The organism is Dactylosporangium siamense, assembly GCF_016862795.1.
Lineage (GTDB): Bacteria > Actinomycetota > Actinomycetes > Mycobacteriales > Micromonosporaceae > Dactylosporangium > Dactylosporangium siamense.
On sequence record NZ_BONQ01000125.1, the window covers coordinates 1 to 13,329 of the forward strand.

A 13,329-nucleotide genomic window follows, 5' to 3' on the forward strand; every position below is an offset into this window, starting at 1 on the left:
GTCGTCACGGTGTTCGACTGATGCGGCTCGCCAACGTCGCCGGCCGGCTCGTCAGCCAGGAGGGCGCGGACCTCGTCGACGTCGCGACCGCCAGCGACGGCCGCTTCGGCCCCGACCCGCACTCCGCCCTGGACCGCTGGGACGAGTTCACGGCCTGGTCCTTCTCGCGTCCGGCGGCCGGTGCGATGCTGCCCGCTCCGGTTGATGCCGGGCCGCCCGTGCCCCGGCCGTCGCAGGTATTCGGCATCGGGCTCAACTACGCCGACCACGCCGGCGAGTCCGGCATGGCGCTGCCGTCCCAGCCGATGGTGTTCCCGAAGTTCAGCTCCTGCATCACCGGGCCCGGCGCCGTTGCTCTGCCGTCGGACACCGTCGACTGGGAGGTCGAGCTGGTCGTCGTGATCGGCCGGACCGCCCGGCACGTGGACTCCGCCGACGCCTGGGCCCACGTCGCCGGCCTGACCGTCGGCCAGGACCTCAGCGACCGGGCCCTGCAGTTCGCCGGCGGCGCCTCATCGCAGTTCGGCCTGGGCAAGTCACTGCCCGGCTTCGGCCCGATCGGCCCCTGGCTGGTGACCCCCGACGAGCTGACCGACCCCTCCAACCTCGAGATCAGCTGCCAGCTCAACGGTGCGCGGATGCAGCACTCGCACACCAAGCACCTCATCTTCACCGTGCCGGCGCTCATCGCGTTCCTGTCCTCGCACCTGCCGCTGCACCCCGGTGACCTCATCTTCACCGGCACCCCCGCCGGCGTCGGACACGGCCGCGACCCGGCTGTCTACCTGCGCCCCGGCGACGAGCTCGTCAGCACGATCGAGGGCCTCGGCTCGCTGACCACCCGGATTGGAAGCGCTTCATGAGCACCGACTGTGTGCCCTGCGGGATGGAGTCCGCCGAGGACGCCGCGGTGGTCTTCCGCGACGACCTGTGGGCCTGCGAGGTGATCCCCGGCTTCGACGTCCCCGGCTGGTACGTCCTGCGCGTCCGCCGGCACGCCCTGCGCCTCGGCGGGCTGAGCGAGCAGGAACTGGCCACCTACGGCCGACGCGCCCGCGACGTCGTCGACGCGGTCAGCGAGGTGACCGGCGCGCCCGCCACCTACCTGCTCACCTTCGGCGAGGCGAACCCGCACTTCCACACGCTGATCGCCGCCCGCGGTGACGACGTGCCGCCGGAGCGCCGGCTCGGCGCCATCATGCAGCAGCGCACCGACCGGCTCGACCGCACCGCGGCGCTGGCACTCGTGCCGGCGGTGGCGCAGGCCTACACCCGGCTCGCGGCCCGTCCGGCGGCACCGGTCGGTGCCTGACCTCGCAGTACGTCTCAGGTGGATGGCGGCAGCGCCGCCATCCACTCGAGGCAGGCGAGCTCGCGCTCGGCGAGATGCTCGTTGACCGCGAGCTTGAGCTCGGCGGGGGAGCCGGTGCGGGCGGCGTCGATCAGCAGCCGGTGCGCGATCTCGCGGCGACGCCGCTCCTCCGGGCCGATCTGGTAGGTCTCGTAGACGACCCGGGTGTAGCGGTCGCAGGCGTGCCACAGCTGCTCCAGCAGCCGCAGGTCCCACTCGGTCAGCGCGGGCCGCAGCAACGTCAGGTGGAACCGCTTGTGGATCTCCCAGGACTCGTCGGCGTCGACGTCGGCCTGGGTGAACTCCTTGAGCAGCCGCTCGGCCTCGTCCAGGTCGGCGGGGGTGAGGTCCAGGCAGGCCCGGGCGGCGAGGTCGCACTCGATGAGCTTGCGGAGCCGGTAGATCGAGCGCAGCTCGTCGCGGTCGAGCGGGTTGACGAACGCGCTGCGCCCCGGGCGCAGGGTGATGAGCCCCTGGGTCTCGAGGCGGCGCAGCGCCTCACGCACCGGGATGTGGCTGACGCCCAGCTGCACGCTGAGGTCGGCGATCGAGAAGCTCGACCCGGCCTTGAGGGTGCCGTTGAGCACGCCGCGCCTGATCTCGGCGGTCACCCGGTCCACGGCGGAGTTCGGACCGGCCACGGACCGCAGTCCGGCCCTTGCTGACTTCTCGAGCGACGCCTCTGACACCACGAATATACGGTAACGCATCGCCCCCTGTTTCGGTGTGTGGCCCGCATCGCCCTGTCTGCCAGGGCTGTGGCGACGAGCGGCGATGTGAGAAGTTGGTGTCTTGCATCTATCATATATTCCTCATACCGTGAGGCCATGACCAGCATCCTCCACACCCCGGCGGTGCCCGTGACGGATCAGGCTGAGCCCGACGCACTGCAGCCCGACGCGCTGCAGCAGGTCCAGGACAGGGTGCTGTGGCTGTCGACGGCCATGGTCCACCACGCCAACCGGGTGCGGCCCAACCCGAGCGGCCTCAAGGTCGGCGGCCACCAGGCGTCCTGCGCCTCGATGGTGTCGATCATGACCTCGCTGTGGTTCGAGCAGCTACGGTCCGGGGACCGGGTGTCGGTCAAGCCGCACGCCTCGCCGGTGCTGCATGCCGTCAACTACCTGCTCGGCGAGCTGGACGAGTCGTACCTGCCGCGGTTGCGGGAGTTCGGCGGGCTCCAGTCGTACCCGAGCCGCGCCAAGGACCCGGACCCGGTCGATTACTCCACCGGATCGGTCGGCATCGGCGCGACCGCACCGATCTGGGGCGCGATCGCCCGCCGGTTCGTCGAGGCGAAGATCGGCGGCGCGGGCCGCGGCCGGCAGTACTCCCTCGTCGGCGACGCCGAACTGGACGAGGGCGCCGTCTGGGAGGCGGTCCTCGACGCGTCCGTCGCTGAGCTCGGCGAGGTCGTCTGGATCGTCGACCTCAACCGGCAGTCGCTGGACCGGGTGGTGCCCCACATCGCCGCCGGCCGGATCGAGCAGATGTTCGCCGCGGCCGGCTGGCAGGTCATCACGGTGAAGTTCGGCCGGCTCCTCGAGTCGCTGTTCGCCCGGCCCGGCGGCGAGCACCTGCGGGCCCGGATCCTCGCCATGCCCAACCCGGAGTACCAGCGCCTGCTGCGCTGCCGCCCCGACGAGCTGCGGCTGCGCCTACCCGGTGACGGCGACGGTGCCGGAGCGGTCGCCGAGCTCATCGCCGCCCTCGACGACGACACCCTCACCCGCGCCATCCGCAACCTCGGCGGGCACGACCTCGACACGCTGCGCGCCGCCTACGCACAGATCGACGACACGCGCCCGACCGTCATCATCGCGTACACCATCAAAGGCTATGGACTGCCCACACAGGGACATCCACAGAACCACTCCTCGCTGCTGACCGTCGAGCAGTTCGGGTCGCTCGCCGCCGGCCTGGGCATGGACGCCGACCGGCCCTGGGCGCGGTTCGCCGACGACTCCGGCCCGGGCCGGCTGTGCCGCGCGACGGCGGACCGGTTGCGGCGCGCACCCCAGGCGACCGTCGCACCGCCCGCGGTCCCGGCCGACATCGGCCGTACCCCGTCCGGCACCTCCACGACCCAGGCCGCGCTCGGCCGGGCGCTGCTCGACCTGACCAGAGAGGCGCCGGAGGCGGCCCGCCGGGTCGTCACCGTCAGCCCCGACGTCAGCTCCAGCACCAACCTCGCCGGCTGGCTCAACAAGATCGGCGTGTGGTCGCCGACGGAGCGGCACGACTGGTTCGCCGACGACGCCGAGACCACGATGCACTGGCGCGAGCGCCCGACGGGCCAGCACATGGAGCTCGGCATCGCGGAGGTCAACCTGGTCGGGCTCATCGGCGAGCTCGGCGCCACCTGGAGCCGCTGGGGCCAGCCGCTGTTCCCGATCGGCGTGCTCTACGACCCGTTCGTCGAGCGGGCGCTCGAGCCGTGGTCCTACGGCATCTACGCCGGCGGTCAGTCCATTCTGGTCGGCACGCCGTCCGGGGTGAGCCTCGCCGCCGAGGGCGGCGCCCACCAGTCGATCAAGACCCCGTCGATCGGCCTGGAGCAGCCCGGCTGCGTCAGTTTCGAGCCGGCGTTCGCGATCGAGGTCGAGTGGACCCTGTTCGACGCCATCTCGCGGCTCGGCCGTCCCGACGGCAGCTCGTCGTACCTGCGGCTGTCGACCCGCCCGGTCAACCAGGCCCTCGCCGCCGTCCCCACCGACCCGGCCGCCCGGGAGCGGCGCCGCCGGCAGGTGCTGGCGGGGGCGTACACGCTGCGCGCCGCCTCGGGTGACGTCCCGGCGGTCACGCTCGTCGGGATGGGCGCCATGATCACCGAGACGCTCGCCGCCGCGGACCGGCTCGCCGAGGCGGGCGTCGACGCCGAGGTGGTCTGCGTGACCAGCCCCGGCCGGCTGTTCGAGGCGGTCCAGGCGCGGCGCGGGCTGGCCGACGGGCCGTCGTGGATCCTGGACCAGGTCTTCCCCGCGCACCGGGCCGCGCCGATGGTGACGCTGCTCGACGGCCACCCGCACACCCTGGCGTTCCTCGCCACGATCAACCGGGTGCGGTCGCTGTCGCTCGGGGTGTCCCGGTTCGGGCAGGCCGGCGGGCTCGAGGACGTCTACCGCTACCACGGCATCGACGCCGACGCGGTCGTCCGCGCCGCACTTGACCTGGTGAGCTGACCCGGTCGCGGCCTCTGAAGCACAGACGCAGGTCAGTGGCGGTGCTGGTCGCGGAACCGGCCCGGGCTGACGCCGACCTCGCGGCGGAAGAAGCGGCAGAAGTACGCGGGGTCGGCGAACCCGACGGCGTGCGCGACCTGTGCCACGCTCAGCCCGGTGCCCGCGAGGAGCCGCCGCGCCTCCAGGGCCTGGGCGCGGCGGATCAGCCGGCCCGGTGGCTCGCCGGTGGAGGCCTTGACCGCCTCGGTCAGGTGGCTGGTGGAGACGCCGAGCCGGGCCGCGTACGCCCGCACGGTCGGCGCGATACCGGTTTCGAAGGTCAGCAGCCGGCCGAACCGCTCGGCAACACCCGCCTCCAGCGGGGAAGGCGCCGAACGGGCCGGATCTGCCGAGGACGCCGAGGACACCGAGGGCGCCAGGCGCGCCGGGGGCAACAGCCGCAGCATCCGCACGACCAGCACGTGCAGCAGCGCCGCCAGGACCGTGTCGAACCCGGCGGGCCGTTCCGTGTACTCGTGCGCCATGACCGCGAGCAGCGCCGCCAGCTCGGCCGCGTCGCCGGCCCGGGGCCGCGGCCCCGCCGACCCGGCGAGCGCCGCCAGGGCGCGCCGGTCCCCGGGATGCTGCAGCAGCGCGTCGTCGGTGAAGACGACCACCCACCCGTCCAGCCCGCGCACGTCCTGCCAGTGGTGCACCTGCCCGGGCGCGACGGCGAACAGCTGCGGCGGCCGCAGCCGGTGCGCGTGCAGATCGACGACGTGCGCGCCGCTGCCGCTGGTCACGTAGACGATTTCGTGGAAGCTGTGCCGGTGCGGGAACCCGGCCCGCGCCATCGGCCCGAACCAGTCGAACGAGCCGATCGCGAACGGCAGCGGCGCCGGGTCCGGCACGTCCAGCTCGTGCCTCGGCAGCACCGTCCCCACCCTTCTGTAAACAATCCTCAAAGTAACGCTGCCATGCACGACGGTCAATGCTCGCGCAGCCCCGTGAACACCTCGTCGAGGAACGCGGTCCGCGCGGCGGGCGGCCCCCACGAGTCCTCGACCCGGCACAGCATCAGCACCCGCGCCGCGACCCCGGCCCGGGCATAGGCGACGAGCTTGTGGTGGCCGTCCAGGATCACGCCGACCAGGAACCGCTCGGCGTGTTCGCAGCGCACGTAGCGGTCCTCGACCCACGCGCTGACCACCGCGGTGGGCCGCCGGCCGGCGGTGATCGCTTCGGCGTGCGCGGCCACGGTGCGGCCGTCGTGCCCGTCCAACGCCTGGCTCGGCAGGAGCACCGCATAGGTGGGACCGGCGCCGGGCACGACGGTGCGCAGCTGGAGGTGTTCGGTGCCGGGCCAGTCCAGCCCCTCGCCGTCTTCGTCGCCGTCGTCGGTGTCACCGGTGCGCAGGTCGTAGCGGCGCGAGCACCACGACTCCGCCGGGTCGGTGACGTGCTGCAGATCCAGGTCGGCCAGGACCACCAGGTAGTGCCCGGAGCGCAACCCCGTCAGCAGCGGCGCGACGGCGTCGAGCACGGCACCGTCCAGCGTCCCGACGTCGGCGAGGCGGTCCCGGACCCGCTGCGACAGCGCCGCCGCCGGCCGCGGCGGCCAGCCGATGAGCTGCAGGCTCGTCTCGCAGGTGCCGCAGTCGGAGCCGACGCCGTACAGCCGCTCGCCGGCGACCAGGACCGACTTGCTCCAGCGTGGCCAGGACGAGGCGGGCGGCGGCGGGTCGTAGTCGATGCCGATGACGCCCCGCCCGTCCAAGACGACGAGCCGGGCCCGGTCGCCACCGAGCAGCTCGACGTCCTCGACGCGGGGACGGGCCGCGACGCCGGGGTCCCAGGCCGCCCACACCCGCCGCACCGCGTCCGGCCAGGCATCCCGGTCCAGCGGCAGCACCGGGTCGTGGCCGGTCAGCCGGACCAGGGCGTGGTGCAGCCCGAACAGCAAGTCCGCCGGCGCGTCCACCACCCGCTCCCGCAGCGGCGGGACCGCCGCCGGGTCGGCGCGCAACTCCAGGGCGACGACGAGCGCATCGTGCGCCAGGCCGGACAGCCGCGGCAGCCGGTCCGCCACGAACGCGGCGAGGTCGTGCTCCGGCAACTGCGGCGTCGTCGATGTCACCGGCGCAGTCAAGCACGCGACCACGGGCGGAGTCGCGCGGTTTCACAGCGGCCCGCGAAACACCCAGTTCGCGAAACACCCAGTGCGCGAAACACCCAGTGCGCGAAACACCCAGTGCGCGAAACACCCAGCCCGCGAACGCGCGACCGGCGAAACGCGCGACCGCGGGCGGGCGGGGGAGAGCGGTTGCGCGGCGGCCGCCGGTACCGTGGAGATCATGACGGCACCGGTCGCGACCGTGTTGGTGGTGTTCGGCCGGGGCGTCACGACGATCGGCGAGCGGTTCGTGCTCACCTCGGCCAGCGCCGCGAGGGTCGACGCCGCAATCGATTACGTGCACACGCACCGGGAGGCGTTCGCCGCCGCGCCCGCGCCGCTGGTCGTGTTCACCGGCGGCTGGGCCGAGGCGTCGCGCGGGGAGCCGCGGCCGCCGGAAGGGTGCTGCGAGGGTGACCTGATGCTGGCCCGGGCGCGGGCGGCCGGGCTGGCGGCACACGCGGAGCTGAAGCTGGAGTGCCGCTCGCGGAGCACGCTGGAGAACCTGCTGCACACCGCCGGGGACGGGCTGCTCGCCGGGCACGCGTTCGAGCCGCGGCACCCGCTCGGGCTGGTCTCGCACGCGTGGCACCTGCCGCGGATCCGCTTCCTCGCCCGCAAGGTGCTGCGGCTGCGCGGCGCGGCGCTGCTCGACGTGCCCGCCGCCGGGGGCGAGTCGGCATCCCACCGGGAGCGGGTCGTGCACCTCGCGTCCCGGCTGTGGTTCCTCGGCGTCACCGATCCGGCCCGGCTGCTGCGCCGCGAGCGGGCGATGGTCGCGTCATTGCGACGGCGCGCGACTGGGTAACACCTCACGCAACCGTTTTCGAGTGAGGGGTCTCAATGCTGTTCCTGCTGCCGGTGTACGAACCGGGCCTCGGCCTCCTCACCACCGTCACCTCGTTGCGTGACGCCCAACCGGGCACCGGCGTCGTGGTGGTCGACGACGGCAGCGGCCCCGCGTCCGCGCAGGTCCTGCGCGACGCCGAGGATCTCGGCTGCACCGTGCTGCGGCACGGCACGAACCGCGGCAAGGGCGCCGCGCTGAAGACCGGGTTCCGGCATGCCGCCGCCGCGCACCCGGGCCACGCCGTCGTCTGCGCGGACCCCGACGGCCAGCACCGCGTCGCGGACATCCTCCGCGTCGCCGACCACGTCGCCGTCAGCGGCACGATGGTGCTTGGCGTGCGCCGGTTCGAGGGCCGGGTCCCGCTGCGCAGCCGGTTCGGCAACACCGTCACCCGGCTGCTGTTCCGCGCCGCGACCGGCCGCCCCGTCCAGGACACGCAGACCGGCCTGCGCGGCTATCCCGCGGAGCTGCTCGGCTGGCTGTGCGAGGTGCCCGGCGAACGCTTCGAATACGAGATGAACGTCCTGCTGCACGCCGCCCGCGCCGACCGGCCCATCGCCGAGACGGTCATCGCCACCACGTACATCGGCGACAACGGCACATCGCACTTCGGCTCGGTCGCCGACTCGGCCCGCGTCTACCGTCCGCTGCTGCGCTTCGCCCTGTCCCCGTCCACCCGGTCCCGCCGGTGACCAGCCAGGCAGTGCCCGGTGGCGGTCGGGAACATCACGGAGCCGGGGTGCGCGTAGCCGTCCGATTACACGATGAGGGATCATGAGCTGATGGAACCGACCGCTGGCCGCCGGGCCACCCGTGTGGCAACACCCCCGAACTCCGACGTGAGCGGGGGCGACACGGCCGTGCGATGGGTGCCGATCACGGAGCTCACCGAGCTCGCGCGGGCCCTGCTGGGCGAGCGGCCGAGCGGCCGCGACGTCGTCCCCGCCCAGGTCGCCGAGCGGATCAGCCGCCTCGCCGCGCAGTGGGCGGCGAACGGCTTCACCGCCGCCACCGTCCGTCCGTGGGTCGACCTGCCGCCGGCCGCCGCCAAGGCCCTCGCCGCGGCCGGCGCGACCCCGGAGGCCCTGGACCGGCACGTCGTCACCGTGGCCGGCACCACCACGACCCTGTGGCGCGCGGTCTCCTCCGGCGGGATGACCGGTGAGGAGGCCGCCGCCGCGTTCAAGCCGGCCACCACGCCGCCGGCGAGCGACGGACCGGACCGCGACGGGGACTCCAAAGGCACGCCGAGCCAGTCGCGCGGCGCGTCCCGTAACGCCTTCAGCGCGTCGGCGCCCGAGTCGCCGGGTGCCTACAAGGCCGCGGCCCGCCCCGCCACGGAGACGTTCAAGGCACCGCCGGAAGCCGAGCAGGAGAGCGAAAAGGAGGAGGCCGCCGCCACCCGGGCGAAGATCGCGCCGGCGGTGTTCTCGCACCCGGCCGCGGAGACCGTCGCGGACACCGACGACCGCCGGCGCCGCTCCGCCCCGCCGCAGACCCCGTTCAGCACGAGCTGACCGAGGTCCACGGCGAAGGCCGAGTCACGGCGAAGGCCGAGTCACGGCGAAGGCCGAGTCACGGCGAAGGCCGAGGTCAGCCGGTGTACGCGGCGAAGATCCGGCTGAACTCGTAGGGCTGCTGCGGGATGTTCGTGCACAGGTAGAGCGCCCCGGTGCAGGCGTTGCGGTCGCGGGTGGTCTCCCAGAACGACAGCATGCCGAGGTGGTTGGCCTGCGCGAACGCGACCATCTGGCGGGCGTCGGCCTGGTCGTAGGTGCCGCCGTCGTCGTTCTTGCCCAGCATCGGCGTCACCCCGACCATCCGCCACACCTGTGCGTCGGTCTTCGCCGGGTACAGGGTCTTGAGCTGCGCGAACGTCGACTGCGCGGCCTGCACGGCGAAGTTGCCGTAGTCGCCGCTGCTGCGCTGGTAGTCCATCGCCATGACGTTGACGAGGTCGAGGTTCACCCCGGCGTCGCGGGCCGAGCGGACCACCGCGACGCCGTCGGCGGTGAGGCCCTCGGGCAGGACCGGCAGCGTCAGGGAGATCTTCAGGTTCGGCCGGGCCGCCTGCAGCAGCGCGAGGGCCTGCGACCGGCGGGCCACCGTGGTCGGGTCGGCGACCGCCGCGCCCTCGATGTCCAGGTCGATGTAGTTGAGCTGGTACGCGTCGACGACGGCCTGGTACTCGGCCTTCACCAGGGCCGGGGTCGAGCAGGCCTGCGCCAGTTCGATGCCGCTCGCCCCGCCGAAGGAGATCTTGACGTCGCCGCCCCGGGCGCGGATCGCGTCGATCTGGTCCTTCGCCCAGGCGGCCCGCGGGTCGTACGCGTTGAACCACGACGCCTTGCACCCGGCGCTGTTGACGAACGCGAGGGTGAAGTTCTTCAGGTTGCCGGCGGTGGCCATGTCGACCAGCGACGGGGTCGGCCACGCGCCCATGTCCACGTACGGTGCGACGGGCAACGGGGTACCACCGCCGCCACCGCCGCCGGCCGTGGTGCTGACGCTGACCGAGTTGCTGGCCGCGGAGGTGTTGCCGGCCGCGTCGCGGGCCTTGACCGTGAACGTGTAGGCGGTCGACGCCGAGAGTCCGCCGACGGTGCCGGTCGTGCCGGTGACGGTGGTGGCGAGCGTGCCGCCGCGGTAGATGTCGTAGGCGGTGACGCCCACGTTGTCGGTGGCGGCGTTCCAGGCGAGGCTGACGCTGCTGGAGGTGGCACCGGTGCCGCGCAGGCTCGCCGGGGCGGTCGGCGCCTGGGTGTCGATCACCCCGGCGCAGCTCGCGCCGTTGAGCTTGCAGTTGGCGGGTTTGCCGGACCCGGAGACCAGGAAGCCGAAGCTGGTCGAGGCGCCCGGCGCGAGGGTGCCGTTGTACGTGCGGTTCGTCGCCGTGACGTGCGCGCCGGACTGGGCCATGAGCGCGTCCCAGTAGCTGCCGAGGGTCGTGCCGGACGGCAGGTCGAACTCGACCTTCCACGCCGTGACGGTCGACGCGGAACCGTTGGCGATCGTGTACTTCGCCTGGTAGCCGGAGCCCCAGTCGGAGTCGTAGGTGAGGGTCGCGGTCAGCGAGCCGGCCGCGGCGGCGGGGGTGGTGATCGCGGCCGTGCCGCCGGCGACCAGGAGTGTCGCGGCGGCGGCCAGGACCAGCCGGAGTCGTAGCGCCATCAATGCCTCCAGGACGAGGTATATTGAGGCACAACGATAAAGAAACTTAACTGAAAGTCAATGGGTGGGACAGGCGACACACGTCCGGGCGGACGGCCTGATCTCGAGGCGCTCCGCCGGGATCTGCCGGCCGCACCGCTCGCACCGGCCGAACGTGCCCGCCTCGACCCGCTCGAGGGCGGCGTCCAGCTCCGCGAGGCGCCGCCGGGCACCGTCCAGCAGCGCCGCGACCTGGGCACGCTCGAACGCGATCGTCGCGCCCTCCGGATCGTGCTCGTCGTCGGCGTTGGACGACCGGGACGCCTCGATGACACCGTCCAGGTCGCGGTGCAGGGCGGCGATCTGCCTCATGGCGTCCTCGCGGGCGAGCCGCAGCGCCTCATGCGGTTGACCGGGCATGTGCCCATCCTGCCCCGCGGGGCCCGTCCACGGGAGGACGATGGGGGCTGGGGTAGGCACACCCGATCGGCAAGGAGGCCCATCATGTTCACTTCGTCGGCGCACCTGGCCCTGCCCGCCGCGGCTGACCTGCCGGGCCTGCTCGCCGGGCAGCAGCAGCGCATCGAGTGGCAGTTCCAGCGGACCCTCGCCGCGGCGGGGGAGGACCGGCACGCCGCGTTCGGCGAGCTCGCCTGGCTGATCGCGGTGCACGAGAGCCTCGAGGAGGAGATCGTCCACCCGATCACCCGGCACCTGGAGCCGGCCGAGCACCTCGCCGAGCAGTTGCTGGACGAGGAACGCCGCATCAGCGACGCCTTGGAGGACGCCGCCCGGGTCGACGCCGCCGCCGGCCTCGGTGGCACCGACGGGCTGATCGTGCTGCACGGCATGCTCACCGCCCACATCCGGCGCGAGGCGCGCGAGGAGTTCCCCCGGCTGCGCGCCGCCGTCGCCGCCGGTGAGCTGCAGGACCTCGGCGACGTGGCCCGCGCCGCGCAGGCCCGGGTCACCGCCGAGAGCCCCGCGCGGCCAGGGGTGCCGGACGCCGCGCTGGTGATCCGCGATGTGCTGCGGCCGACGTCGCACGAGGTGAGTCTCTGACGAACCTCAGGTCTCGGTGGTGCGCAGGGCGCCGCGCTGCTGCTCGCGGATCCCGGCCAGCACGACCGCGAGCAGCGCCGCCGCGACCAGGCCGGCCGACGCCGCGGGCGGCCAGCCGACCGGCGTCCCGGCGGCCAGGACGAACGGCACCGCCGCGAGCGGCCACGGCCACGCGGCCCGCAGGCGGCGGGCGGTGCCGGCGATGACCGCGGCGGTGCCGAGCAGGAACAGGGCCGCGCCGGCCGGCAGCATCCACCGCCCGAGCGTCGAGACGCCACCATCCGGGTGCAGGATCAGTTGCTCGATGCCGACCGCGCCGGCGGCCAGGCCCAGTGTCAGGGGCAGGTGCGCGTAGACGTAGCCGTCGGCCGCGCCGCCCTCCTGGGTCTCGTCGGCGTCCACCAGTTCCTGCTTGCCGGCGGCGCCGCCGAGGTCGAAGTAGTTCCACCACAGCGCCGCGACCGCGACGAAACACACCCCCGCGACGAGCGCCGACGACGTCGTCCAGTGCGTGTCGTGGACGCCGAGGACGACCGAGGCGACCGACTCGCCGAGCACGAGGATCACGAACAGGCCGAAACGTTCCGGCAGGTGCTCGAGGTGCAGTGGCACGTTGTCGCCGAACCGGGTCGCGGCGACCGGGGCGAACGCCTCCAGGAGGATGCCGCACCCCCACAGCAGGAACTTCCAGTCGCCCGGCACCGCCAGCGCCGCCAGCCAGCACGCCGCGCCCGCCGCGGTGCCGATCAGGTAGATACCGATCGTGGCCCGGGCGTCCCGGACGTGACGGTACGCGCGGGCGTACAACGCGAACAGCACGACCCTGGTCGCCAGGTAGCACAGCGTGAACGCGGTCGCGGTGCCGCGGGTCGCCTCCGGGGCGCTTGCGGCCATGCCGAGCACGGCCGCGGTCGAGGCCAGCTTGCCCAGGCGGTACAGCACGTCGTTCGTGTCGAAACGGTTCGCGTAGAGGGTTGTCGTGACCCAGGACCACCAGGCGACCGTGAACAGCCCGGCGAACACGGCGACGCCCTCGGCCGTCAGGTCCTTCGTCAGGGTCGCCGCGAGCTCGGCGATGACCAGGACATAGGCGAGGTCGAAGAACAGCTCCAGCCGGGTCGCCGTGCGGTCGACGTCGGTCAGCAGCCGGGGCGGCCGGATCAGGGGTGCGGGGCGCTGCTCGGCGTCGGGCATCCACCGCGGTTACCCAACCGGGTCACCCGCCACGCCTCAGGGTCGGGGGCCGCCCAGGACCGCCGCGACGCCGGTCATCTCGAACACCTCGGCGACCTGGCCGCGGGCGCCCTGCACGCGCAGGGTCCGGCCGAGCCTGTCGGCGGTGTGCTTGCAGCCGACCAGGGCGCCGATGCAGCTGGAGTCGATGAAATCGACCGCGGACAGATCGATGACGACGCCCGTGACCGCCGGGCCGTCCAGCAGCGGCTCGACGTGCTCGACCAGCGATGACCGGGCCGACAGGTCGAGGTCGCCCGCGACGTCGAGGCGCACGGAGCCGTCCGGTCGCAGGTCGCCGGTGGTGTATGACGCCGTCATGCCGCCTCCTTCGCGACCGGGTCCCGAT

14 protein-coding genes are annotated in these 13,329 nt (G+C 73.4%); 7 read left to right on the top strand and 7 right to left on the bottom strand.

The genetic code is table 11. From position 1 onward, the window contains the following. On the top strand, positions 1-863 hold an 863-nt coding region (locus Dsi01nite_RS38750; protein ID WP_239136489.1), incomplete at its 5' end, for a fumarylacetoacetate hydrolase family protein. Beyond that, positions 860-1,312: an HIT family protein gene (locus Dsi01nite_RS38755; RefSeq protein ID WP_203851367.1), complete on the top strand. Its 453-nt coding sequence runs from the start codon at positions 860-862 to the stop codon at positions 1,310-1,312. The genes Dsi01nite_RS38750 and Dsi01nite_RS38755, both read left to right, overlap by 4 nt. A gap of 14 nt (positions 1,313-1,326) precedes the next feature. Here Dsi01nite_RS38755 and Dsi01nite_RS38760 read toward each other — a convergent pair whose 3' ends face one another. Continuing rightward, entirely contained in the window at positions 1,327-2,043 is a 717-nt protein-coding gene (locus Dsi01nite_RS38760) for a GntR family transcriptional regulator (protein ID WP_203851368.1), read from the bottom strand. 135 nt (positions 2,044-2,178) lie between these two features. Here Dsi01nite_RS38760 and Dsi01nite_RS38765 point away from each other — a divergent pair, with 135 nt between their 5' ends. Next, positions 2,179-4,533 carry a thiamine pyrophosphate-binding protein gene (locus Dsi01nite_RS38765; protein ID WP_203851369.1) on the top strand — a complete coding sequence of 785 codons (2,355 nt, stop codon included), beginning with the start codon at positions 2,179-2,181 and terminating at the stop codon, positions 4,531-4,533. 32 nt (positions 4,534-4,565) lie between these two features. Here Dsi01nite_RS38765 and Dsi01nite_RS38770 read toward each other — a convergent pair whose 3' ends face one another. Both Dsi01nite_RS38770 and Dsi01nite_RS38775 read right to left on the bottom strand, forming a co-directional pair. Further along, positions 4,566-5,447 (bottom strand): AraC family transcriptional regulator, encoded by an 882-nt coding sequence (locus Dsi01nite_RS38770; RefSeq protein ID WP_239136490.1) that lies wholly within the window; start codon positions 5,445-5,447, stop codon positions 4,566-4,568. A gap of 53 nt (positions 5,448-5,500) precedes the next feature. Next, positions 5,501-6,649: a hypothetical protein gene (locus Dsi01nite_RS38775; protein WP_203851370.1), complete on the bottom strand. Its 1,149-nt coding sequence runs from the start codon at positions 6,647-6,649 to the stop codon at positions 5,501-5,503. Positions 6,650-6,866: 217 nt separating this feature from the next. Between Dsi01nite_RS38775 and Dsi01nite_RS38780 the strand changes: the two genes are divergently transcribed. From Dsi01nite_RS38780 to Dsi01nite_RS38790, 3 genes are all read left to right on the top strand, one after another. After that, the gene (locus Dsi01nite_RS38780) at positions 6,867-7,493 is read left to right on the top strand and encodes an ElyC/SanA/YdcF family protein (protein WP_203851371.1); all 627 of its coding nucleotides are present in this window, start codon (positions 6,867-6,869) and stop codon (positions 7,491-7,493) included. A gap of 35 nt (positions 7,494-7,528) precedes the next feature. Continuing rightward, complete coding sequence (locus Dsi01nite_RS38785) at positions 7,529-8,227, top strand: glycosyltransferase family 2 protein (protein ID WP_203851372.1); 699 nt, start codon at positions 7,529-7,531, stop codon at positions 8,225-8,227. 90 nt (positions 8,228-8,317) lie between these two features. After that, the gene (locus Dsi01nite_RS38790; RefSeq protein WP_203851373.1) at positions 8,318-9,052 is read left to right on the top strand and encodes a hypothetical protein; all 735 of its coding nucleotides are present in this window, start codon (positions 8,318-8,320) and stop codon (positions 9,050-9,052) included. Positions 9,053-9,128: 76 nt separating this feature from the next. On the opposite strand, the gene Dsi01nite_RS38795 is transcribed toward Dsi01nite_RS38790, so the two are convergent. Together Dsi01nite_RS38795 and Dsi01nite_RS38800 are read right to left on the bottom strand one after the other, a co-directional pair. Continuing rightward, positions 9,129-10,706 carry a cellulose binding domain-containing protein gene (locus Dsi01nite_RS38795; protein WP_203851374.1) on the bottom strand — a complete coding sequence of 526 codons (1,578 nt, stop codon included), beginning with the start codon at positions 10,704-10,706 and terminating at the stop codon, positions 9,129-9,131. A gap of 57 nt (positions 10,707-10,763) precedes the next feature. Then, positions 10,764-11,105 (bottom strand): TraR/DksA family transcriptional regulator, encoded by a 342-nt coding sequence (locus tag Dsi01nite_RS38800; RefSeq protein WP_203851375.1) that lies wholly within the window; start codon positions 11,103-11,105, stop codon positions 10,764-10,766. Positions 11,106-11,189: 84 nt separating this feature from the next. On the opposite strand from Dsi01nite_RS38800, the gene Dsi01nite_RS38805 reads away from it, so the two are divergent. After that, a complete protein-coding gene (locus Dsi01nite_RS38805) occupies positions 11,190-11,747 on the top strand; it encodes a hemerythrin domain-containing protein (RefSeq protein ID WP_203851376.1) in 558 nt (185 codons plus the stop codon). Between the two features lie 6 nt (positions 11,748-11,753). On the opposite strand, the gene Dsi01nite_RS38810 is transcribed toward Dsi01nite_RS38805, so the two are convergent. Both Dsi01nite_RS38810 and Dsi01nite_RS38815 read right to left on the bottom strand, forming a co-directional pair. Beyond that, the gene (locus Dsi01nite_RS38810; protein WP_203851377.1) at positions 11,754-12,941 is read right to left on the bottom strand and encodes a low temperature requirement protein A; all 1,188 of its coding nucleotides are present in this window, start codon (positions 12,939-12,941) and stop codon (positions 11,754-11,756) included. A 36-nt stretch (positions 12,942-12,977) separates the two neighbouring features. After that, a complete protein-coding gene (locus tag Dsi01nite_RS38815) occupies positions 12,978-13,301 on the bottom strand; it encodes an STAS domain-containing protein (RefSeq protein ID WP_203851378.1) in 324 nt (107 codons plus the stop codon). Positions 13,302-13,329 lie beyond the last annotated feature (28 nt).

Excerpts from the sequence above, each read along its gene's own strand:
- Dsi01nite_RS38755 (WP_203851367.1), top strand. The coding sequence starts at position 860 with ATGAGCACCGACTGTGTGCCCTGCGGGATGGAGTCCGCCGAGGACGCC.
- Dsi01nite_RS38765 (WP_203851369.1), top strand. The coding sequence starts at position 2,179 with ATGACCAGCATCCTCCACACCCCGGCGGTGCCCGTGACGGATCAGGCT.
- Dsi01nite_RS38780 (WP_203851371.1), top strand. The coding sequence starts at position 6,867 with ATGACGGCACCGGTCGCGACCGTGTTGGTGGTGTTCGGCCGGGGCGTC.
- Dsi01nite_RS38785 (WP_203851372.1), top strand. The coding sequence starts at position 7,529 with ATGCTGTTCCTGCTGCCGGTGTACGAACCGGGCCTCGGCCTCCTCACC.
- Dsi01nite_RS38790 (WP_203851373.1), top strand. The coding sequence starts at position 8,318 with ATGGAACCGACCGCTGGCCGCCGGGCCACCCGTGTGGCAACACCCCCG.
- Dsi01nite_RS38795 (WP_203851374.1), bottom strand. The coding sequence starts at position 10,706 with ATGGCGCTACGACTCCGGCTGGTCCTGGCCGCCGCCGCGACACTCCTG.
- Dsi01nite_RS38800 (WP_203851375.1), bottom strand. The coding sequence starts at position 11,105 with ATGCCCGGTCAACCGCATGAGGCGCTGCGGCTCGCCCGCGAGGACGCC.
- Dsi01nite_RS38805 (WP_203851376.1), top strand. The coding sequence starts at position 11,190 with ATGTTCACTTCGTCGGCGCACCTGGCCCTGCCCGCCGCGGCTGACCTG.
- Dsi01nite_RS38810 (WP_203851377.1), bottom strand. The coding sequence starts at position 12,941 with ATGCCCGACGCCGAGCAGCGCCCCGCACCCCTGATCCGGCCGCCCCGG.
- Dsi01nite_RS38815 (WP_203851378.1), bottom strand. The coding sequence starts at position 13,301 with ATGACGGCGTCATACACCACCGGCGACCTGCGACCGGACGGCTCCGTG.